This is a genomic window from Rhizobium leucaenae USDA 9039 (assembly GCF_000426285.1).
In the GTDB taxonomy this organism is placed as follows: Bacteria; Pseudomonadota; Alphaproteobacteria; order Rhizobiales; family Rhizobiaceae; genus Rhizobium; species Rhizobium leucaenae.
The window spans coordinates 117497-138779 of record NZ_AUFB01000011.1; the positions used below are offsets into that span (position 1 = coordinate 117497).

The following is a 21283-nucleotide window of genomic DNA, read 5'->3' on the forward strand; positions in this document are numbered from 1 at the left end:
ATGATAGTTGGCCTTTGCCATCTCTCAGAAGACGCAAGATCGGCACGAGGTTGTCACCCATGTCTTAGGTACAATCTGTTACCTATGTCTCCGGTATGGACACACTGAGCCTTTGGCGGAAGAGGTGGGATTCGAACCCACGGTACGGTTTCCCGCACGCCGGTTTTCAAGACCGGTTCCTTAAACCACTCGGACACTCTTCCATTTGTCTGATATCAAAGGATTTTTCTCTCTAATATCAAGTGCGATAGCCGTGGTTTCTACGCACTTTGCAACTGCTTCAGTTTCCGACTTGCGCTTATAGCGACTTGCAGCGCCGCGTCAACTTGTTCGGCGGCATCTGGCTGCATTGCCGGCATAATATGCAAATGGAGATTCCAGGAACATCGATGGCGCCAATCGGTTCGGATGAGTACAATGCTCTACCCGGGTGGATTTACCGGATGGGCATTACGCGCCAGAGCTAACTATATGTTCCTCGAAGACAAGCGACTGGGCCCACGCCCGGAGCCAGAACCAAACTCTCCTCGAAGGCGACGCCTTTCGTCGCGTGAACAAACCGTTCTCATCATCGCAGTTTGTTATAGCCTGGTCGCTCTGTTCCTTGCGCCTACAGGGGGAGCGACAATCTTGCAGTTTGCGGGTGCCCTCTTTGCCCATTGAAGACCGCCGCTATGCTCTCGGCTCGCCGCCGGGCGCATAGTGAGATTTCTGCCTGAAGGGAAAGACGCTGCCGCAGCGGCAGCGGATCATGTATTTCGCCGGATCGTTCGATTTGCGTTCGTCGGAAAAGCCCGCCGGCATTTCGTCCACGAGAAAGCCAGGGTGCTGACGGCGAGGATTGTCATCCTCCGAGACTTCGGCGAAGCCGCTATTGCCGCAACGAGAGCATTCGAGCTTTCTTGAATATCGATCCCGCGCCGCCATTTTCTTCCAGTCCGAGTCTCACACGTCCCTTCCCTATCAGAGAACATTTCGTTTCTGAACCCGCTTGGAGAAATGATACAGATCGATGCGGTGAAACTTCATCCGTTTTCGCCATCGAATAACCAATGGAAGCCGCCCTCGCCTATGACGCCCCACGACCAGCCCTTATCGATCGGCCCCAAGCCTCTGACGGGCTCTGCCCTCACGGCCTTCTTCTCCCGCGATGCGGTTATCGTTGCCTCCGAGCTGATCGGCACTCGCCTCACGGTCGCCGGCGTCGGCGGCCGCATCGTCGAGACCGAGGCCTATCGGCCCGATGACGAAGCATCCCATAGCTTTCGCGGGCCGACGGCGCGCACGGCGGCGATGTTCGGTCCGGCGGGGCGTGTCTACATCTACCGGTCCTATGGCATTCACTGGTGCCTGAATTTCGTCTGCGCAGGTGCCAGCGCCGTGCTCCTGCGGGCGCTGGAGCCGGAGAGCGGCATCGAGGATATGGTCCGGCGGCGCGGTATTGCCGACGTCGTCGATCTCTGCAATGGCCCGGGAAAGCTTACGCAGGCCCTGGACGTGGATATCAGCCTGAATGGGCTGGCGCTGGATGCGGCACCCTTCGAGTTCGCCCTCGCCGAACGGATACCGGTGGTCACCGGCAAGCGGATCGGGATTACGAAAAACGTCGAGCCGCTATGGCGCTTCGGCGCTGCCGGCTCGCGCTTCGTCAGCCGCCGCTTTCCCTAAAACAAAAAAGACCGCCGGGGTGGTGCCCGGCGGTCATGCTGCCGCGCAGTGAAACTGGAAAGACTGCGCGGTTACTCCATTGCGATGCTGTGGTCGACGGCCGGCGGCGCCTTGGGCTTGCGCAGCAGCACAAGCAGCGGCATGGCGAAGATCGACATCAGCATCAGCAGTTTAAAATCGTCCATGTAGGCGATGATCGTGGCCTGCGTGGTGATCATGCCGTCCAGCGCAGCGCGACCGGCCATCGTAACCGGGCTGACCGCCTGAGCCACGGTCGCGTCGAAAGCGTGGTTGAACGGCGTCACATAGGCGGCGATCGTCGAATGGTTGACCTGAGTATTCTCGGTGATCAGCGCCGAGACGACGGAGATGCCGACGCTCGAGCCGATGTTACGCGCAAGATTGTAGAGACCTGTTCCCTCGCCGCGCATCTGAGCCGGCAGCGTCGCAAAGGCGATGGTCGTCAGCGGCACGAAGAGGAAGCCGAGGCCCGCCCCTTGAACGAAGCCCACTGAAATCAGCGTCCACTGCGAGACATCAGGCGTCCAGCCGGTCATGTCGTACATTGCCCAGGCGGTCAAGGCGAGGCCGAAGAACAGCAGCCAGCGCGTATCGACTTTGCCGATCAGCCGCCCGACCACGAACATGCACACCATGGTGCCGAGACCGCGCGGACCCATGACGATGCCGGCGGTGACGACCGGGTAGCCCATCAACGTCTGCAAGTAGGGTGTCATCAGCGCCAGTGAGGCCAGATAGGTAACGCCGACCACGAAGATGAACAGCATGCTGACCGCGAAATTCTGGTCCAGGAACAATCGCGGGTTCACGAAGGACCGTTCCGCCGTGAACGTATGCACCAGGAAGAGATAGAAGGCGGCGGCGCAAACCAGGGCCTCGATGATGATTTCGCCTGAATAGAACCAGTCGAGCTGCTCGCCGCGATCCAGGAAAAGCTGCAGCGCGCCGATAGTGATCGACAGCATGCTGAAGCCGAAGAGATCGAGTTTGGCGAGCGCGTCGAACTTGGTTTCCGTCACATAGACGACGATGCCGGCAAAGGCGAGCGCGCCGATCGGCACGTTGATATAAAACACCCATCGCCAGCTCATATTGTCCGTCAGCCAGCCGCCGATGACCGGTCCCAGCACCGGGCCGACCATGACCGAAACGCCGAACAATGCCATGGCCTTGCCGCGCTCTTCGACATTGTAGATGTCAAGAAGAATGCCCTGCGACAACGGCACGAGCGATGCGCCGAACAGGCCCTGCAACAGGCGGAAGCCGACGATTTGGTTCAGCGACTGCGCCAGCCCGCAGAGAACGGAAGCGACGACGAAACCGGCGATCGCCACCAGCAGCACGCGCTTGCGGCCGAACTTTGCCGACAGGAAACCGGACGGCGGCGTCATGATTGCAGCGGCAACGATATAAGAGGTCAGAACCCAGTTGATCTGATCGGCGCTCGCCGAAACGTCACCTTGAATATGAGGCAGAGCGACATTGGCAATGGTGGTGTCCAGTGCCTGCATGATGACCGCCAGGATGACGCAGGCGGTGATCGCACCGCGATTGGCGATCGGGCCGGAATGGGAAGCCGCGGCGTTACTCATTGTCCTGACCGTGAGATCGACCCAGCAGGCTTGCGACGAAGTCCGGCAGGCCCCGGGCGTGGCCTGTGTCCACATCGGCGACGACGCTCATGCCGACGCGCAGCGGCGGCTTGCCCTGCATATCGTCGATGTTGATGATCATCGGGATTCGCTGCACGACCTTGACCCAATTGCCGGTGGTATTCTGCGCCGGCAGCAGCGAGAAGCTCGAGCCCGAGGCTGGTGAGATGCTGGCAACGGTGCCCTTCCAGGTAACGCCGGGATAGGCATCGACCGAGATGGAGACCTTCTGGCCGGGCCGGACGTGCGTGAGTTCGGTTTCTTTCGGGCTGGCATTGATCCACATGTGAGTGGTGGAGACCAGCGAGAAGCCCTGCTGCGCGGCCGTCAAATAGGCGCCGACCTGGAGCGACGGAACATTGGCGGTGATGCCGTCGAAGGGGGCGCGCACGACGGTGTCATCGAGCTCGCGCTGCGCATTGTCGACGGCGGCCTTGGCTTGCAGGTAGACCGGATTTTGCTCGACGGGCTGGTCGGCATTGCCGCCGAGCTGCGCGAGTGTGGTTGCTGCCTGCGCCTCTGCGACCGAGACCTTCTGCTGCGCCGCCTCGAGATTGTGTTTGGCCTGGTCATAGGCCGCCTTCGAGGCGACCGAGCTGTTGATCAGGTTCTGCTGGCGGTCAAACTCGGTCTGGAAATAGGGAATATCGGCCTGCGCCTGAGCGATCTCCGCCAGCGATTGCTTATAGCTCGCCTGCAGGTTCAGGATTTGGTTGCGGGCAGCGCCGAGCTGTGCCTCAGCGCCCTCCAGGGCAATACGGAAGGAATCGGGCTTCAGGCGAAAGAGCACCTGCCCCTTCTTCACCACCTCGTTTTCATGCACGTCCACCGAAATCACGGTACCGGAAACATCGGTGGAAACACCCACCATATCGGCCTGAATATAGGCATTGTCTGTGGACATGATCTGCCCGCCGGTAACGTAGTAATAGCCGCCGATGACAAGGGCGACCGGTAGCAGCGCAAAGAGAGTCGGCCGCGTCAGGCTGCGGCGCTTGCGCGGCTTTTCGGGCGGAGCAACTGGCGCGGTAGCGCCGGCCGCCGCAGGTGCCGGAGCCGGATTGGAAGACGGCGCTTCGGCAACCGCGGCCTGGTTCTGCCCGATTGCGCTTTGTTCGTTGGCGGAGTTTGCGTTTGCGGGTACGCGTAACGAAGGGGATGCGTCAGCCATAATTTGTCTCTTTGTCGTCCACCGTGGCGCGGCAGGCCTGGACCAGGTTCGATTTCATAAGGGTGAGCAACTGATAAAGATGCTCATGATCTTCGACCGAGGCCCCGTCCAGGGCCTCCTTGCGCGTTCTGTCACCTATGCTGCGCATGGTGTCGAGCAGCGGCCGAGCTTCTTCGCGCAGGTAAAGCAGCCAGCTTCGGCGATCGCTCGGATGCTGACGGCGCTCGACCAAGCCGCGTTCAGCCAGCTTGTCTAGTATCCGTACTAGCGTGATCGGCTCAATTTCCAGCATCTCGGCGAGACCCGCCTGGTGGATCCCTTCGTTGTTCGAGAGATAGGCGAGCGTTTGCCATTGCGAGCGCGTCAATCCCATATCTTTGGCGCGCTGCTCGAACCGCTTTCGAAGAAGCCGGGCAACGTCATGCAGGAGAAAGCCGAGAGTGGGTGTCGTATTCATGATATAAGAAGCCTGCTATTCATAAGCAACCTTATAATGCCTGTTACGTATAGTAAGTGACCACGCGATACAAGGGGCCAAGGCTCGATGTTGCGCAGATCGTCAAAAATGTCGCAGGGAGTGTCGCAAAGATGTCGCAGTGGTGCGGGCGTTAGGCACGACTAACGGGAAAGGGTGTTTTCCGTTGCATGTCGCGCGATGATCAGACCGATCAGCGCGGCGTAGATCAATGTGGTGATCGCAGCAAAGAAAAAGAGGCCTTCGGCAGCTTCTCGGTCCAAAGCAAAGGCCATCGCCACCGCGGAAGCGAGGTTAAGCACAATATAAGGTGCCAAGACACGGAGCGGTAGCGCATGCTCCGATCCCGTCCCCTTGGGAATGACGCCGACTTCGCCTGAATTTATGTGACGGTCGCGAATCGCGGCTGCGCAGCCGATGAGCGACCAGGGCCAGCGCAGGAGCAGAAATGCCGCGCTCTCCCAGCTTACGAACCTGCCATTGGCGGGTCGGAACGTGCCGGTGGCGCGCCAGATGAAGGCCAGTGCCATCCATGCGGCGACGATCGGCAGAAAATGCAGCAGGAAAGCGGGATAGTTGACGTCGACAAAGCTGTGACCCGTCAGAAGCGTCACGATAGGCAGCATGAAGACGGCAGCCAAACTCGAGGAAAACAGCGGATAGCAAAGCTCGGAGAATAGGAACTGGAATTTCAACCATCCGGGCAGGTTAGGCATGTAGCCCGGCGCATATCGCAGCAGGGTCGTCATCCGGCTGCGCGACCGGTCAAATTCCTGCATCACGAGACCGGTGAAAGTGGCCGGGCCATCGCCATGGGCGATTGCATCCAGCGCATGTACCCCGCGCCAGCCGCCGGCATTCATCGCCAGCGTCGTCGCAAGACCTTCCGCCGGTTCTCGTCTAGGCCCACCGATTTCTTTCAAAGCCGCCGTGCGTACAGCATAATGCGTATCGACGCAGAGCGGTGCCCAGCCATTATTATAGCCCGACTGCACCAACCCCTGAGCGCCGGCTTCGGCAAAAAGCCTACCCCTCACCACCCAGTTTGATGCAGCGTTGGCATCACAGATGCTAGGCGCCGACACGTAGCCGATGCCGGGATCGCGGAAGGGCCGAATTATTTCACGGAGATAGGTCTTTTCCGGCACATGGCCGGCATCGAGGTGCACGACGAAATCATATCTTTCGTAGCCGAAGTGCTCGTGGAAGGACGTGAGGCTGTCTTGCTTGCAACGCGGCATAGAATCGCGAGCGCCAGCCCCGGCACTCTCGCGCGTCATGGACGTGAAGACGCCGTGCTCCATGCACCATTTCATCATTTCCAGGCTGGGTTTCTCTTCCGCCAACCAGACATCGAAATCACAGCCTGTTTGATCGAGCATTGCCCGCAATGTCGTCTGCACGAGGAAAGGAGATTCGGATGACGCTCTCGTAACGACAACGGCAACCCGTCCTGCGGGCAATGGTCCGCCGGCGTGCGGCATCCGCCGCGCATCATGGATGATAATGATGAAATAGGCCGGCAGGCCAGTGATCATGGCAAGAACCAGCGTTACCAGCAGATAGGAAGGCCAGCCGATGACGTGGTCGCTGCGCAGCCACCACAGCCAGAAGAAGGTCATGGTTGCCGTCCAGATGGTGATGCCGATCAGGTTGGCAAAACGCATCCTGCCTTCGAATATACGCTCCGTTGCCGGACCGATATCGGCTGGACCGACGGAAGGCCGACGCGTCGCGTGGACACCGATTGCCGCGGGGATCTTTCCCATGACGTCACCTTCAGAGCGAAAGAGAGGATGGCGGTGATCCGCCGCCGACACGAGCCGTTTCAGCTTGACGCAGGGGGATGGATGGCAACCCTTTTGAGGAGAAAGGATCGCCATCCGTGGGAAAAAATCTACGCACTACACCTCCCCTCCCTTATCAACTAACGGCACCAGTAGGCCGCATGCTGTACTTAAAAGGCTTTGAATGAGATGAGTAACGAAAATTTATTTTCAGTAATAATATGTGTTAAACTCCGATTTTTACCAGTTTCGAATCGGATGTTAACTTGCTTATTAAGGTAATGATAAAACGACTTTACGCTACGTCAACGGAAATCTGATGGATGATTAGGTAAACTATACTAAATAGCTATTTGATTGGCGAGATTTGGTTGGGTCCTGCATGGAACCTAGTTTTCTTTCAGGAACGGCCTAAGGGGTGGGATCAACGCAACGAGAGGGAGATGGGCGAGACGTCGTCGGCCTTGTTCAGGCCGCGGCTCGGGCGATATGATATCCAGCCCGGAAGCAGCGAAGACGAAAACGGCCGCCCACGATGTCGCGAACGGCCGTCCCCTCTCAATTCCTATATGTGGATCAGTTTCGCCACCGACGCGACGGATCACGATCCAGCCCGTTGTCCGAATTGAAGAAGCGTGAGGCCGCTTCCGTGCGATTGCGGACATTCATTTTCTTGTAGATGTTACGGACGTGAACTTTGACCGTATTTTCGGACAGGCTGAGCTGGTCCGCTATGATCTTGTTCTGTGTCCCCTTGCAAATGAGATCCAAGATTTGGACCTCGCGCGTGGTCAGTGCCTGCAGACTGCCGCTGCGCATGGCAATAGCATCCTCGTAGGGTCTATGGCCATTCGTAAAACGCGTCTGTGCCTGATAGAGCGGCTGACTAAGATGCGGCCCGTCCCCGGAGAGCCGGCGCAAAAGCGCCGAGGGGAAGTGTTCGCCACCTTTCATCAACAGATCGATCGCTGCCATGAACACATCGAGGCGGAGATTGAGCGGCAGAACGCCGTGTATATTCCGTCCTTCGACAAGTCTGGCCACGTATGGATCATGCAGATCGATCGTTTCGACGACCAGCCCGATCGATATTCCGGGCGAATTCGCCCTTATTGCATGCAAAGTATCCTGCATTTCTTCGGATTGAAGATGGTACAGCAGGATCAGTTTGACGCCCTCAAGAAGCTTGCCTTGAAGCGCTTTCGGGTCCGTAATGCTAACAATGTCGTATGCTGAAAATCTGGTGCCTAACGTCTGCACCAGGCATTCAGAAAAGAGATCGGCATCCGCCAGTACGACGATAGTCTCTCTCAAGTTTATGATATTATGATTGTCCTCAGCATCCCCTGTTCTTACGCTTGCGATGTACATTTGTGCATCCCCCAAAGCTCGCAGCCATGTGTTGTTAACCCGCTTTTTGCCGGAATTTTTTTATGAGCACGGTGCCCTGATAGGACTGTTTATGCAGTCTTCTTAATTAATGTAAAACTATATTAATCCATGCGACCATAATTGGAAATTGCCCAAACGGGTTAGTTTTGCCGCGAAAGCGTTAAAAATTATCACAAATGTGGGAATTTGGCCAAATTGGGTGCCGTATTTGTGCTCAGTTTTGCACATTTCCGGACATTTCGGTCTAATCAACTAGCCTAAGGTGGAGGTCACCCTTCGACCGCCAACGGCCCAATCGACCGAAATGGGTAGGCCGACTCGATGTGCTGGAGCTTGGCTCAAAGGATAGTAAGCGTCGATATACTTTTTATTACAATTTGAAATTTCATAGGCATGAATCTTTTTTGCAACGGCTGGGAACTTAGTTTGATTTTTGAAATATATTACTTCGACACCCTATGGCAATTCGTGATCGCTTAAGTCAGACGGATTAAGACTGCACGCATGGCCGATCGCGCTCGGAAGCGCCGACATAGCGGATGGCGGCTCACGAGATTTCAAAAAGCCAAGTGACAACAGCACTTTAAACGTTGTGCGCTCATCGGGCGAAATCCAATTTGTGAAGCTGAAACAGGGCGGTAGCCCGAATTGGTATCTATGAGCTTGCGTTGTTTTCGGTCAAAGTCCAACCGTTCCGCACCAACCGCGGAGCTTGGGGAAAATGGCATTCCGGTCCTTTGTCTCGCGTCCCGGACAACCTCCTCCTCCCCTACTTCTAGAGACAACAGAAAGCAGAAGGCGTTGACGCTCTAACCCGAGCGCCAGGGCGGATTTGCGTACTTTGTTTTGCGTGACCGCAAATCCCAATGGGCCAGGTCTGAACCAACAGGCCGGTTTTGACGGTAGCATGTAGTGCGTACACTGCCGCAACGTTAACAGAGTTGGGGCCGCCCCGAGCAGATCCCGTTTAGATGAGAGGGATTCCCGAGACGGCCTCCTTATTTGGAGGAAATGTATGATGTCTCCTGATTTTGATATCGCCAACATCAGCGCCGATGACGACCTGAAAGTCGGCGCGTTGGCGGATGGTCTCGCGACCAGCGCCGTCAATTCGACGGAAGTGGATGACGGTTCGACTGGCCTTGTCGGCGTCGCCAATACCAACAACAGCAACAATACCAACACCACAGATACCGATCTCGACGTCAAAAACAACGGCGACAATCGCGACAACACCAACAATGGCGACAATCGCGATAACAGCTATGATGAGAACCACGACAACAAGGTAATCACCAAGACCGACACCGACGTCCACACCGAAGCTAACAACAACGGTGACAACCGCGACAACAGCTACGATTACAAGGCCATCACCAAGACCGATACCGACGTCCACACCGAAGCCAACAACAACGGTGACAATCGCGACAACTACTCCTACAGCGACTCCAGTACCCATTCCAACTATGATTTTGGAACGATCAGCGATGTCCACGATGTCGGCAATCTCGGCGTCGCCGGCCATGATCTTACCTTCAATCTCGGGGATGATTACTCCTTCAATCTCAATATCGATGGCGTGCTCAACAATGCGCTGGGCGGCGGCAATGATACCGGCTTTAGTCTGGTTCAAGCCAACAATCTCGCTGATCAGGATCAGGCCTATGATGTGCGGATGCAAAACCAAGGTGCGAGCATCGACCTGACCGCTGAAGGTGGCCATTCTCATGCCGATGGCCTCGATCTCGACCCGACCTTCAATTGGAACGGCGTGCCGAGCGTGGGCCACGACATGTCGGGTACGGCGACAGCGGATTCTACCGCTATCATCTCCAATTCCGGCTTCCATCAGGAAGTGGTCCAGGGCGCTAATCTGCTCACCAACACGGCCGATATCGCCGTTGGCGGCGATCATCACGTGACCACTGGCGACACCTGATTTCGAAGCGAGAGCCACGCCGTTTTGTGCGCCGGCCGGTCGTCCGGCCGGCGCACTTACGTGGCTTGAACCTGGATTTCCCTGAAATGACAGCCGGCGGTAAGCGACGGCATCGATTCGGACAGACCAGGCGTTTCCGAAAATGGGAGGCTCGTCATGCACGCGGAAAAAATCTCGGAGATCATCGCCCACTTTATCGGGCTCTTCGACACGCAGATCGAGGATCTGCGTCTGCGGCTGAGCTACACGGACGGAACATTCCCCGAGGAGAAACCGGCGGAGCAGATGGATCCCGCCCCGGTGAAGGACGACTTTGCTTCCGGGCTGACGATGGTCGACTACGCTCCGAACGTGAAATTCCTCGATTCGCCCTATTACTTCCGCGTTGGCTACGCACACCTTCATGACGATCCTTATCACGCGCGCCTAAGGGGTCCTGAAGGCCCCGCCCCGGTGGAAATCCCCGTCATTCACCGTCCCGCCGACATCGAATTCCAGCCTGCAGCTATGCCAACCAAACTCGAGGTCTACATGGGTCCAGGTTCGGAGACCGCCCATGTGGTGCAGGCCAATGTCTTGCGCGACGACGATGTGCTCGACATGACGAATTCTTCGCATCATCTCATTCGCGATGTCTCCGACGTTTACGACTGGCTGGGTCAAGCGACCGTGAAAGCCGAGGCATTGTCACCCCTTGACTCCCTCCAGCGCACGGAGAGCACCGAGGGCATGATCAAGCTCAATGACGATCTGCACGCTTTTGCCAAAAGCATCGAAGACAGCGGCGGCACCTACATTCAGGACCCCGACGGCAGCCATTACCTGGCGATTGCCGGCAATGAGCTCGACGGCATCTTCGTCAACGGTGTGCAGGTCACCAGCGCCCCATACCTGGAAGATTCCATGCCGGATCGCGGCCCTGCCGCGCAAAAATCGGAGATCGAAGGAACGGACGGAGCTGTTCATCAAACAGGACAGGGTCCGAACTCCCTCAATATCGAGGCCGGCAGCAATATTGTCGCAAACCTCGTCAACATCGTCGACACGAATGTCATCTCGCACGTCATGGCCGTCATGGGCGATTATCATTCCATCGACGCGATTTCACAGAGCTATATCTACAGCGACAACGATAAAGTTGATGGCATCTTAGGCAATGACGATCAGTCTTCGCAAAGCGCCTTGACGATCGGCAGGAACATCGCCGTTTTCCAGCACAGCGAGTTTCAGACGACCGCGTCACCCGAACACAGCGACGACGGCAATCCGGCTTTCCCGAGCTTCTGGCGTGTCAGCGTCATCGAAGGCGACGTCTCGTTCCTGCATTGGACGGAACAGTACAATTTCCTTTCCGACAACGACACGATGCGGGTGACGACCACCGGTGCCGAGACGACGCTGCTGACCGGCGGCAACACGCTGGTCGACCTCGCCTCCTATTTCGGGCTCGGCATGCAGTACGATCTGATGATCGTCGGTGGCCACGCCTTTGACATCAATTCGATCAGCCAGATCTCGGTGCTCTACGACAACGACGTCGTATCGACCACACAAGCCGGCGAACATGTTCAGACCGGCGGCAATCTGCTCTGGAATCTCGCCTCGATCAACAATGTCGGCCTATCGGATCGTTTCACGACGATGCCTGATTTCGTCAACGACACGGTGAAGAATATCCAGGATCACACGAGCGAGATACCGGACGGCCTTGCCCACGACCCGAACTTCGCCGGTCAGGAGGCGCTGAACGTTCTCTACATCACCGGCAACTTCTTCGACGTCAACGTTGTCAAGCAGATCAACGTCGTTGGCGATTCCGATATCGTACACCAGGTGGCGAACGACGTTGTGGCGAACAATCAGAACGCCACCGTGTCGATCGACACGGGCAGCAATGCCCTGGTCAACATCGCCAGCATTACCGATTACGATAGCGTCGGTCACACCACCTATCTCGCCGGCAATCTTTATTCCGATACCGTCCTCATCCAGGGCGGGCTGGTCGATCATGATCAGACCAATCAGACCAATGCAACCGCGACCCAGCAGAGCCAACCGCTGGCCAATGAAGCGATCGCTTTCCTTGGCGATCACGATCCACAGCCCACGCAGAATGAAACCATCGATCTCGGCCACGACATGTCCTGGCACAATGGCACTGTCGGCGACGTCATGCAGACCATGACGTAGCCGGAGAAGTAGGGAACGCCTCTGATGAACCAGATTTCAAAGCTCAGCATGACGGAAAGCCGGACATTGCGCCTGACGTCGCTGGCGTCCGGCGAGGATGAGCGGACGGCCGAGCGGGATACTGCCTCCTATATGGCGGCCATCGAGGACGCCGTGGATAGCCTGAAACGGTTGCGGCGCGAACCCAAAGCTGCCGTTGTTGCATCCCCTCCTCCACAGACGTCGATACCGGACGTGACAACCGAGGCTGTCACGGAAACCGAAGCCGTTGCCGCCCCTGCCGAGTTTTCCGTTGTACCGGAGGTTGATGAAGTATCCGCCACTCCCACGAGCGAGCTGGAGATGCGGCGGATACCGCCCGCTCCGGACGTCGATCCGGCGCCCGTCATCGAACCGGCACCCCGCGCGCCGGAGGCAGAAATGCCAAAGTCCGACATGAAGGTGAGCCAAGTTCAGCCATTGGCTCGGACGATCGACAACGACACGGGTCCGGTGCGTGAGAACGAGCGCCGCTCGGTTGCCGGCGGCGGCGGTCACGGTGGCAACGGCGAAACCGGCAAAGGCGGCGGCGGAGGAGGCAATGACGGTAGCATCTTCCACAAACGCAGCGCCCAGCCGATCAATTTCGCCGCCAGCCTGCGCAAAGGCATTTCAGTCGTTCAGCGCAATATGCTGATCGTCATGATCTTCACCTTGGCCATTAACATTCTGGTATTGGCAATCCCGATCTATCTGTTCCAGATTTCCGACCGCGTTCTGACGAGCCGCTCGATCGATACGCTGGTCATGCTGACCATTGCCGTCGTCGGCGCCATCCTCCTGCAGGTCATCATGGATTCCGTCCGCCGTTTCATCCTGATGCGCACGGCCGTCGAACTGGAAGTGCAGCTCGGCGCGCCGATCCTGAGTGCGGCGGCCCGTGCATCCCTGAACGGCAACGGCCGCGACTACCAGACGCTTGCCGATCTGCAGCTACTCCGGTCCTTTTTGACCTCGGGCACGCTGCTTGCCTTCCTCGACGCGCCATTGATGCCGCTCTTTGTCGTCGTCGTCTATCTCGTGCATCCGAATCTCGGCTTAATCGTCATGACGTGCTGCGCCGTTCTGTTTCTGATCGCCTACCTCAATCAGAAGATGACGGCGAAACAGTTTGCCGAAGCCAACGCTTTCGTCAGCCGCGCCAATTTCCATCTCGATTCGATGGCGCGTAATTCGCAGATCATCAATGCCCTGGCGATGATCCCCGAAGCTGTGAAGATGTGGGGCCGCGAGACTGCGGGATCGTTGAAATCGCAGGTGGCGGCCCAGGATCGCAATATCGTCTTTTCGGGCCTCACCAAGGCTTGCCGCCTGATCACCCAGGTGACCCTGCTCGGCTGGGGTGCGCATCTGTCGCTCTCGGGTCAGTTGACGGGCGGCATGGTCATCGCAGCCTCCATCATCTCCGGCCGCGCCCTTGCGCCCGTCGAAGGGGCAATCGAGGGCTGGAACCAGTTCAATCATTCCCGTGCTGCCTACGGCCGCATCAAGCAGCTACTGTTGAATTCGCCGCTGAATTTCCCGCGGCTGCGTCTGCCCAATCCGGAAGGACGGCTCGATGTGGAGCGCATTCTCTTCGTGCCGCCGCCGCAGAAGCGGGTCGTTTTGAACGGCATCTCCTTTTCGTTGAAAAAGGGAGAATCGCTTGCCGTCATCGGCAATTCCGGCTCCGGCAAGACGACGCTCGGAAAGATGCTCGTGGGCTCGATCCTGCCAACCTCGGGCAATGTGCGGCTCGATCTTATGGATCTGCGGAACTGGGACCAGCGGCAATTCGGCGAGAGCATCGGCTACCTGCCGCAGGACGTGCAGCTCTTTCCGGGCACGATCAAGGCCAATATCTGCCGCATGCGTGACGACGTCGAAGACCGGCTGATCTATGAGGCTGCCGTGCTTGCCGATGTGCATGAGTTGATCGCCAGCTTTCCGCAAGGCTATGAAACGGTCGTCGCTGCCGATGGCGCGCCGCTTTCCGGCGGGCAGAAGCAGCGCATTGCGCTCGCCCGCGCCTTCTTCGGCAATCCGAAATTTGTCGTTCTCGACGAGCCGAATTCCAATCTCGACACTGCCGGCGAGGCAGCGCTCGCCCGCGCGCTCATTCATGCCAAGAAACAGGGCATTACCACTGTAACGATCACCCAACGCCCTGCCCTGCTGCAATGCGTCGACAAAATTCTGGTTCTGAAGGATGGGTCGGTGGCGCTGTTCGGTGAGCGCACCGAGGTGCTGAGAACGCTGAGCAACAAGCCCAACAACAACGAGATCGGCAATCGGCCGGCGGCAAGGATCGAAGGATGAGCGCCATGTTCGGGAGAAACAAGGGCAAAAAGAATGAGGACAATGAAACAGGCCAAATCGAATGGTACAGCGAAGTGCCGCGGTCCATCAGGCTCTACAGCGTCTCGGGTCTGGCAATCCTCTTCGCCTCTTTCGGCGGTTTCGGCTATTGGGCAGCGACCGCGCCGATCGCCTCGGCCGTCATCGCTCAAGGCAGCTTCGTCGCCACCGGCAACAACAAGATCATTCAGCATCTCGAGGGCGGCATCATCAAGGAGCTGATGGTGAGCGAAGGCCAGGTCGTGCAGGAAGGAGACATCCTGCTCACTCTCGATCCGACGGCGGCCCTCGCCAATGATCGGGCGCTGAAACTGAGACGGCTGCGGCTGGAAACGGTGGTGGCCCGCCTGAGAGCAGAAGCCCAGGGCAATGAAGAGTTCAAAATCCCCGATATCGTCACGGCGGAGGCCGACGATCCCGATGTGACCGCGCTCATCCAAAGCCAGGTTGTGGTCTTTCACAGTAAACAATCCAAACTGCAGGAACAGCTCAATCTCATCGAAAAGAACATCCGCTCGCTCGAATATCGCACCCAGGGATATCAGGGCCAGCGGGAAGCCTTCGTGACGCAGCTCAAACTTTTGACCGATGAACAGGAGTCGAAAGAAAAGCTTGCGAATATCGGCGTCGTCAGACGTTCCGACCTCCTGGCTGTGCAGCGCGCGGTCGCCGACGCCATGGGCGACCTTGCCCGTATCGACGCAGAGCTGAATGAGAACGAAGCGCAGGTGGCCAAGTACCGCCAGGAGGCGATCATTGCCATCAATGCCAACAAGCAGGCGGCGCTCGACGCGTTGGAAACGGCCGAATCCGATCTGGACAGCGTGCGTGAGCAGGTGCGCGAGGCCGCGGGCGTGCTCGACCGCACCGTCATCCGCTCACCGGTCGCCGGCACGGTCATCCGCTCCTACTATCATACCGCCGGCGGTGTCATCACGACGGGCAAGCCGATCATGGAGATATTGCCGAACAACGTGCCGTTGATCATCGAGGCACAGGTGCTGCGCACCTCGATCGACCAGTTGCGTGAAGGCGAATCCGCCTCCATCCGCCTGTCGTCTCTCAACCGGCGTACGACGCCGGTCCTGAACGGCAAGGTATTCTACGTTTCGGCCGACTCGATCGAGGACAATTCCGGTTCGACGCAGCGCGATGTCTACGTTGTTCGCGTCCAGATCCCGAGTGACGAGATCAAACGCATTCCGGGCTTCAAGCCTGTACCAGGCATGCCTGCGGATGTTTTGATCAAGACGTCCGAACGCACTTTTTTCGAATATCTCTCCAAGCCGGTGGTCGACAGCATGTCGCGCGCCTTCAGGGAGCGATGAACAAGTTCGCATTTTGGCTGAGCATAGGACCGCGCCATGCCTGCAATGTCCGATATTCTGCTTCGCGTCGGCCGCTTGAACTATGTCTGGACGAATACGGAAAGTCTGCTGATCTATATCATTGCGCATCTGCTGAAGGTGGAGAAGGATGCGGCCATCATCGTCTTTCTGACGCTGAACACGACGCGCGCGCGCATCGATTTGGTCGAGCGTCTGGCGAAACTATCCTCAACGCCTGCCGAAGACAGCCGCGCGATCCTGGCGATGATGGGGCGCCTGAAGCGCGAATCAAAGATGCGCAACAAATACAATCACTGCATCTATTCCTTCGACGAAAACGGCGACATTTCCAGCACACAGCTCATGCGTCTGGTGGAGGACGACCGGCACGTCAAATATGGCAAGGTCGAGCAACTGGATTTGCGCGAAATTGAAAGGCTGGAGAGCTCGATCAAGGAGATTGTCGAGATAAGCAAGGCTCTCTGGGCTTTCATCCATGCCAGCCCGCTTTTTCATGACGAGCTCTAGGATGCGAAGCCGCGATCCCTCGTTATGATCTATCGACGGCTGAGAAGACCAACCAGATAACCGATGCCCGCTGCCGCCGCGACCATGAAGATAGGTTCCTGGCGGACTCTTTCGCGCAGTTGATCGGTTATTTCCTGAGCCTCCTCAGTGACGACTGACTTTGCGCCCTGCCCGACCGCGGCCATGCTGCGCGAGAGTTTCGTCAGATCCTCCCGAAGCGCGGCGATCTGCAAGTTAAGGTCTTCGACGGCGGTTTCAGCCTGTGCCTGTGCTGCAGCAGATTGGGCGGAAGCGGTTTTCGTCTCGGCCATCGTCGGCTCCTCTGTTTACCTCAGCCCCTCAACGTCAATCCCTGGCAAAGGTTCCGGGCCTGCAGATCAAGTCAGGCGATTTCCTTGGTGGCTCTTCAATTCCGGTTCGGATTGTTCTAAGGAACTCCGATTGCTTCGCCCGTGGGCGAAGACGGTATTCATGACGAGGTTTGCCTTCCGATGTTCGATGTGTTGAGAAAAATCGCCCAGACCTGGGTTGCCAAGGGCTTGATGCTTATTCTGGCGGCGGCCTTCGGCGTATGGGGGGTCGAGCGTTCGCTCATCACCGGCAGTGGCAGCAATACCGTTGTGACGGTCGGCGATCAGCAGATCGGCACCAATGAGTTCCGCCTCGCCTATCGTCGCCAGATCCAGGCGATCAGTCAGCAATTGCGCATGCAGATCACGCCGGAGCAGGCCCGGGCCTTTGGCATCGGACAGCAGACGGTCGCGCAGCTTGTTGCCGGCGCTTCGCTCGATCAGCTTGCCGCCGATATGAACCTCGGCCTGTCACAGGATCGCCTCGCCCAGCTTATCGGCGACGATCCGGCATTCAAGGCCCCGAATGGCGCCTTTGATCGGCAGAAATTCGAGAACCTGCTACGCAACAGCAGCATCAATCCCGACGACTACATCAAGGAGCGCAGCAAGGTAGCGATCCGCAGTCAGATCGTCGAAGCGGTCTCCAACGGCTTTACCGCGCCGAAGGTCCTGGTCGATGCGGTCAAGCAATATCATGATGAAAACCGCAGCATCGATTATCTGCTTTTGACCAACGCCAATATCGACCCCATCAAAGCTCCGGCGGAGGACGTGCTGTCGAAATGGTTCGAAGGCGTCAAGTCGAAGTACCGTGCGCCCGAATACCGCAAGTTTGCCTATGTGAAGCTGCAGGCCGATGATGTCGCCAATCCTTCGAGCGTGACCGACGATGCGGTTCGCGCCGAGTTCGAGAAGCGCAAGGACAGCTTCACGACGCCGGCAACGCGCACGATCGAGCAGCTCACCTTTCCCAATAAGGACCTCGCCAACGCCGCCGCGGACGCGCTGAAGACGGGCTCGACATTCGACCAGTTGGTGACCGATCAGGGGAAGAAGCCTTCCGACGTGCTGCTCGGCACCTTCACCAAGGAACAGGTTCCGGATCAAACGATCGCCCAAGCCGCCTTTGCGGTGACCAAGGAAGGCGGCACCACGCCCGTCATCGACGGTTCGTTCGGCCCGGTGATCTTGCGCGTGACCAATGTCAAGGCGGAGACCGCGAAGAGCTTCGATGAGGTCAAGGAAGACATCCGCAAGCAGATTGCACTCAACAATGCCGCCGATGAAATCACCAGCGCCCACGATAAGTTCGAAGATTTGCGCGGCTCCGGTGCGTCGCTGCAGGAGGCAGCGCAGCAACTCAATCTGAAGATGGTGACTGTCGATTCGGTCGACGCCACCGGCCTCGACCAAAGTGGCAACGAGGTCAAGGACCTCCCTGCCAAGCAGCAGTTGCTGGCTGAAGTCTTCAAGGCCGATCAGGGAAGCAATGCTGCACCTGTGACCATCGGCAACGATGGCTACGTCTGGTACGATGTCCTGAGTATCAAGCCTGATCGCGATCGTCCGCTTTCCGAGGTGCATGACAAGGCCGTTGCCGACTGGACTGCCGAGCAGCAGAAGGTGGCGCTCGCGGCCAAGGCGGCCGAACTGAAGCAGGAAGCGCAGAAGGGCAAGTCGCTTGCCGACATCGCCGCGCCGCTTGGCATCGCAGTCGAAAACAAGTCTAATGTGGCCCGCACAACGGACGATCCCGTTCTTGGTCGAGGTGGCGTCGCTGCCGCCTTCTCAGGCCCGGTCGACACTGTCGCCAATGCGGTCGGCGCCGACGATACGACGCAGATCCTCCTGAAGGTCACCGAGGTCAACGACAATCCGACGACGGATGCGCTGAGCAATGCCGATCAGCAGGCTGCTCAGATTGCCAACGCCGCCGGCGACGACATTCTCGACCAGATGGTCAGCGACCTGCAGTCCAAGTACAGCGTCACGGTCAACCAGAGCCTCGCCGAACAGGCGATGTCTCGCTAGGCCCGGTCGGGAGGATCGATAGCCGATGGCTGAATTGAAACCTTTCCTCGCCAAGGTCGCCAACCGCGAGGCGCTGACACGGGATGAAGCCCGTCAGGCATTCGATATTCTGATGTCGGGCGAAGCCACGCCTTCGCAGATTGGCGCTTTCCTGATGGCGCTGCGCGTGCGCGGCGAGACGGTCGATGAACTCGTCGGTGCCGTCACGACGATGCGCGCTAAGATGCTGCCGGTGGAAGCACCGGCGGATGCGATCGATATCGTCGGCACCGGCGGTGACGGTGTCGGCACCTACAATATCTCCACGCTCGCTGCCCTGATCGTGGCGGGTGCTGGCGTACCCGTCGCCAAGCACGGCAACCGCGCTCAAAGTTCCAAGGCTGGCACGGCCGATACGCAGTCGGTTCTCGGCATTAAACTCGATGTTGGCCCCGAAACGATTGCTCGCTGCATTCGCGAAGCCGGCATCGGCTTCATGTTCGCGCAATTGCATCATTCCTCGATGCGCCATGTCGGGCCTTCGCGCGTCGAGCTTGGCACGCGCACGATCTTCAACCTGTTGGGGCCACTTTCCAATCCGGCAGGCGCACGCCGCCAACTGCTCGGCGTCTTCGCGCCGCAATGGATCGTGCCCCTTGCCGAGGTGCTGAAGGATCTGAATGCCGAAAGCGTCTGGGTCGTGCACGGCAATGGTATCGACGAGATCACCACCACCGGCACGACGCAGGTGGCGGCGCTTGAAGACGGCAAGGTCCGCACCTTCGAACTGACGCCTGCCGACTTCGGCCTGCCGCATGCTTCGCTTGCAGACCTCAAGGGCGGCGACGGCGTCTTCAATGCGGCAGCGCTTCGCGAGGTGCTCAGCGGCGCGAAGAACGCCTATCGCGATATTTCGCTCGCCAATGCCGCGGCATCCCTGGTGATTGCGGGCAAGGCGGAAACGCTTCATGATGGCATGAAGCTCGCAGCTCAGTCGCTCGACAGCGGCGCGACCGCCGCTGCGCTGGAAAAGCTGATCGCCGTCTCCAATGCCGAAGAATAGGATTAGGACGTCATGACCGATATCCTCCGGAAGATCGAAGCCTATAAGCGCGAAGAGATCGCCGCCGCCAAGGCCAAGGTTTCGCTTGCCGACCTCAAGGCGATGCAGGCCGGCCAGTCCGCGCCACGCGGCTTCCATAAGGCATTGGTCGCCAAAAGCGAAGCCGGTGTTTTCGGTCTGATCGCCGAGATCAAGAAGGCGAGCCCGTCGAAGGGACTCATTCGCCCCGATTTCGATCCGCCCGCCTTGGCCAAGGCCTATGAGATGGGCGGTGCTGCCTGTCTCTCGGTGCTGACGGACAGCCCGAGTTTCCAAGGCGCACCGGAATTCCTGACCGCCGCCCGCGCCGCCTGCTCCCTGCCGGCATTGCGCAAGGATTTCATGTTCGAAACCTATCAGGTGCACGAAGCCCGCGCCTGGGGCGCCGACTGTATTCTCCTGATCATGGCCTCTCTTTCCGACAGCGACGCCGAGCGCCTCCAGGACGCAGCCTTCGGCCTCGGCATGGATGTGCTGGTCGAGGTGCATGACGCGGCGGAAATGGAGCGGGCATTGAAACTGTCTTCACCGCTCGTCGGCATCAACAACCGCAATCTGCGCACCTTCGAAGTCAGCCTGACGGTCAGCGAAACCCTCTCCGCCATGGTTCCTAAAGGCCGACTACTGGTCGGCGAAAGCGGTATTTTCAGCCATGCCGACTGCAAGCGTCTTGAGACTGTGGGTATCACTACTTTCCTGGTCGGCGAGAGCCTGATGCGCAAGGACGACGTGGCGGCCGCAACGCATGCGTTGCTCACCGGCGAAACCGACGTTCTGGCGGCCGAGTGAAATGAGCGCGGACAAAGCCGTTCTCACCCATATCGGCGCTTCCGGCGAAGCGCATATGGTCGATGTCGGCGGCAAAGCCGAAACGGTCCGCATCGCCACCGCCGAAGGCCATGTGAAAATGAAGCAGGAGACGCTGGCGCTGATCCGCGAAGGCAATGCCAAGAAAGGCGATGTCATCGGCACGGCGAGGCTGGCCGGCATCATGGCCGCCAAGCAGACCCCCAATCTGATACCGCTCTGCCATCCGCTGATGCTAACCAAGGTCACGGTCGATATTGCCGAAGACGCTGCCCTGCCCGGCTTGCGCGTGACCGCCACCACAAAGCTCACCGGCCGCACCGGCGTCGAGATGGAGGCGCTGACGGCAGTTTCCGTTGCTTGCCTGACGATCTACGACATGGCCAAGGCTGCTGACCGCACGATGGAAATCGGCGGTATCAAGCTATTGGAGAAGTCCGGGGGCAAATCCGGCGACTTCCGTCACCCGGAGGCCTGACGC

At 58.4% G+C, this 21283-nt stretch carries 17 protein-coding genes and 1 tRNA gene; 10 read left to right on the plus strand and 8 right to left on the minus strand.

The window, feature by feature from the left end:
- Window positions 1-113 precede the first annotated feature (113 nt).
- Together K290_RS0117975 and K290_RS38385 are read right to left on the minus strand one after the other, a co-directional pair.
- Window positions 114-203: transfer RNA gene (locus K290_RS0117975), tRNA-Ser, on the minus strand.
- Window positions 204-672: 469 nt separating this feature from the next.
- Window positions 673-927, minus strand: a complete 255-nt coding sequence (locus K290_RS38385; RefSeq protein ID WP_028753225.1) for a hypothetical protein — start codon at window positions 925-927, stop codon at window positions 673-675.
- A 144-nt stretch (window positions 928-1071) separates the two neighbouring features.
- Between K290_RS38385 and K290_RS0117985 the strand changes: the two genes are divergently transcribed.
- Window positions 1072-1668, plus strand: coding sequence for a DNA-3-methyladenine glycosylase (locus tag K290_RS0117985; RefSeq protein WP_028753226.1), 597 nt, complete (start codon window positions 1072-1074; stop codon window positions 1666-1668).
- A gap of 71 nt (window positions 1669-1739) precedes the next feature.
- On the opposite strand, the gene K290_RS0117990 is transcribed toward K290_RS0117985, so the two are convergent.
- The 5 genes from K290_RS0117990 to K290_RS0118010 form a co-directional block, all read right to left on the minus strand.
- Window positions 1740-3281, minus strand: coding sequence for a DHA2 family efflux MFS transporter permease subunit (locus K290_RS0117990; protein WP_028753227.1), 1542 nt, complete (start codon window positions 3279-3281; stop codon window positions 1740-1742).
- On the minus strand, window positions 3274-4512 hold the full coding sequence (locus tag K290_RS0117995; RefSeq protein WP_028753228.1) for an HlyD family secretion protein: 1239 nt from the start codon (window positions 4510-4512) through the stop codon (window positions 3274-3276). Before K290_RS0117995 ends, K290_RS0117990 begins: the two co-directional genes overlap by 8 nt.
- Window positions 4505-4969 (minus strand): MarR family winged helix-turn-helix transcriptional regulator, encoded by a 465-nt coding sequence (locus K290_RS0118000; RefSeq protein WP_028753229.1) that lies wholly within the window; start codon window positions 4967-4969, stop codon window positions 4505-4507. The genes K290_RS0117995 and K290_RS0118000 overlap by 8 nt, the downstream gene beginning before the upstream one ends.
- A 161-nt stretch (window positions 4970-5130) precedes the next feature.
- Entirely contained in the window at window positions 5131-6756 is a 1626-nt protein-coding gene (locus K290_RS34475) for a glycosyltransferase family protein (protein WP_051264121.1), read from the minus strand.
- Window positions 6757-7350: 594 nt separating this feature from the next.
- The gene (locus K290_RS0118010; protein WP_028753230.1) at window positions 7351-8145 is read right to left on the minus strand and encodes a helix-turn-helix transcriptional regulator; all 795 of its coding nucleotides are present in this window, start codon (window positions 8143-8145) and stop codon (window positions 7351-7353) included.
- Between the two features lie 1039 nt (window positions 8146-9184).
- Here K290_RS0118010 and K290_RS0118015 point away from each other — a divergent pair.
- From K290_RS0118015 to K290_RS0118035, 5 genes are all read left to right on the plus strand, one after another.
- A complete protein-coding gene (locus K290_RS0118015; protein WP_037135697.1) occupies window positions 9185-10108 on the plus strand; it encodes a hypothetical protein in 924 nt (307 codons plus the stop codon).
- A gap of 156 nt (window positions 10109-10264) precedes the next feature.
- Complete coding sequence (locus tag K290_RS0118020; protein ID WP_028753232.1) at window positions 10265-12298, plus strand: hypothetical protein; 2034 nt, start codon at window positions 10265-10267, stop codon at window positions 12296-12298.
- Between the two features lie 24 nt (window positions 12299-12322).
- Window positions 12323-14635, plus strand: a complete 2313-nt coding sequence (locus K290_RS0118025) for a type I secretion system permease/ATPase (RefSeq protein ID WP_028753233.1) — start codon at window positions 12323-12325, stop codon at window positions 14633-14635.
- Between the two features lie 5 nt (window positions 14636-14640).
- On the plus strand, window positions 14641-16002 hold the full coding sequence (locus K290_RS0118030) for an HlyD family type I secretion periplasmic adaptor subunit (protein WP_028753234.1): 1362 nt from the start codon (window positions 14641-14643) through the stop codon (window positions 16000-16002).
- A 36-nt stretch (window positions 16003-16038) separates the two neighbouring features.
- Window positions 16039-16530 carry a hypothetical protein gene (locus tag K290_RS0118035; protein WP_028753235.1) on the plus strand — a complete coding sequence of 164 codons (492 nt, stop codon included), beginning with the start codon at window positions 16039-16041 and terminating at the stop codon, window positions 16528-16530.
- 29 nt (window positions 16531-16559) lie between these two features.
- Here K290_RS0118035 and K290_RS0118040 read toward each other — a convergent pair whose 3' ends face one another.
- Complete coding sequence (locus tag K290_RS0118040) at window positions 16560-16841, minus strand: hypothetical protein (protein WP_028753236.1); 282 nt, start codon at window positions 16839-16841, stop codon at window positions 16560-16562.
- A gap of 180 nt (window positions 16842-17021) precedes the next feature.
- Between K290_RS0118040 and K290_RS0118045 the strand changes: the two genes are divergently transcribed.
- Genes K290_RS0118045 through moaC form a run of 4 tightly spaced genes read left to right on the plus strand, consistent with a single transcriptional unit; the run spans window position 17022 to window position 21280 of the window.
- Complete coding sequence (locus K290_RS0118045; protein ID WP_028753237.1) at window positions 17022-18914, plus strand: peptidylprolyl isomerase; 1893 nt, start codon at window positions 17022-17024, stop codon at window positions 18912-18914.
- Between the two features lie 25 nt (window positions 18915-18939).
- Window positions 18940-19956 carry an anthranilate phosphoribosyltransferase gene (trpD, locus tag K290_RS0118050; RefSeq protein ID WP_028753238.1) on the plus strand — a complete coding sequence of 339 codons (1017 nt, stop codon included), beginning with the start codon at window positions 18940-18942 and terminating at the stop codon, window positions 19954-19956.
- A 12-nt stretch (window positions 19957-19968) separates the two neighbouring features.
- A complete protein-coding gene (gene trpC, locus K290_RS0118055; RefSeq protein WP_028753239.1) occupies window positions 19969-20784 on the plus strand; it encodes an indole-3-glycerol phosphate synthase TrpC in 816 nt (271 codons plus the stop codon).
- A 1-nt stretch (window position 20785) separates the two neighbouring features.
- Entirely contained in the window at window positions 20786-21280 is a 495-nt protein-coding gene (gene moaC / locus K290_RS0118060; RefSeq protein ID WP_028753240.1) for a cyclic pyranopterin monophosphate synthase MoaC, read from the plus strand.
- Window positions 21281-21283 lie beyond the last annotated feature (3 nt).

Excerpts from the sequence above, each read along its gene's own strand:
- K290_RS0117995 (WP_028753228.1), bottom strand. The coding sequence starts at position 4,512 with ATGGCTGACGCATCCCCTTCGTTACGCGTACCCGCAAACGCAAACTCC.
- K290_RS0118035 (WP_028753235.1), top strand. The coding sequence starts at position 16,039 with ATGCCTGCAATGTCCGATATTCTGCTTCGCGTCGGCCGCTTGAACTAT.
- K290_RS0118030 (WP_028753234.1), top strand. The coding sequence starts at position 14,641 with ATGTTCGGGAGAAACAAGGGCAAAAAGAATGAGGACAATGAAACAGGC.
- K290_RS0117990 (WP_028753227.1), bottom strand. The coding sequence starts at position 3,281 with ATGAGTAACGCCGCGGCTTCCCATTCCGGCCCGATCGCCAATCGCGGT.
- K290_RS0118020 (WP_028753232.1), top strand. The coding sequence starts at position 10,265 with ATGCACGCGGAAAAAATCTCGGAGATCATCGCCCACTTTATCGGGCTC.
- K290_RS0118015 (WP_037135697.1), top strand. The coding sequence starts at position 9,185 with ATGTCTCCTGATTTTGATATCGCCAACATCAGCGCCGATGACGACCTG.
- trpD (WP_028753238.1), top strand. The coding sequence starts at position 18,940 with ATGGCTGAATTGAAACCTTTCCTCGCCAAGGTCGCCAACCGCGAGGCG.
- K290_RS0117985 (WP_028753226.1), top strand. The coding sequence starts at position 1,072 with ATGACGCCCCACGACCAGCCCTTATCGATCGGCCCCAAGCCTCTGACG.
- K290_RS0118040 (WP_028753236.1), bottom strand. The coding sequence starts at position 16,841 with ATGGCCGAGACGAAAACCGCTTCCGCCCAATCTGCTGCAGCACAGGCA.
- moaC (WP_028753240.1), top strand. The coding sequence starts at position 20,786 with ATGAGCGCGGACAAAGCCGTTCTCACCCATATCGGCGCTTCCGGCGAA.
- trpC (WP_028753239.1), top strand. The coding sequence starts at position 19,969 with ATGACCGATATCCTCCGGAAGATCGAAGCCTATAAGCGCGAAGAGATC.
- K290_RS34475 (WP_051264121.1), bottom strand. The coding sequence starts at position 6,756 with ATGGGAAAGATCCCCGCGGCAATCGGTGTCCACGCGACGCGTCGGCCT.
- K290_RS0118025 (WP_028753233.1), top strand. The coding sequence starts at position 12,323 with ATGAACCAGATTTCAAAGCTCAGCATGACGGAAAGCCGGACATTGCGC.
- K290_RS0118010 (WP_028753230.1), bottom strand. The coding sequence starts at position 8,145 with ATGTACATCGCAAGCGTAAGAACAGGGGATGCTGAGGACAATCATAAT.
- K290_RS38385 (WP_028753225.1), bottom strand. The coding sequence starts at position 927 with ATGGCGGCGCGGGATCGATATTCAAGAAAGCTCGAATGCTCTCGTTGC.
- K290_RS0118000 (WP_028753229.1), bottom strand. The coding sequence starts at position 4,969 with ATGAATACGACACCCACTCTCGGCTTTCTCCTGCATGACGTTGCCCGG.
- K290_RS0118045 (WP_028753237.1), top strand. The coding sequence starts at position 17,022 with ATGTTCGATGTGTTGAGAAAAATCGCCCAGACCTGGGTTGCCAAGGGC.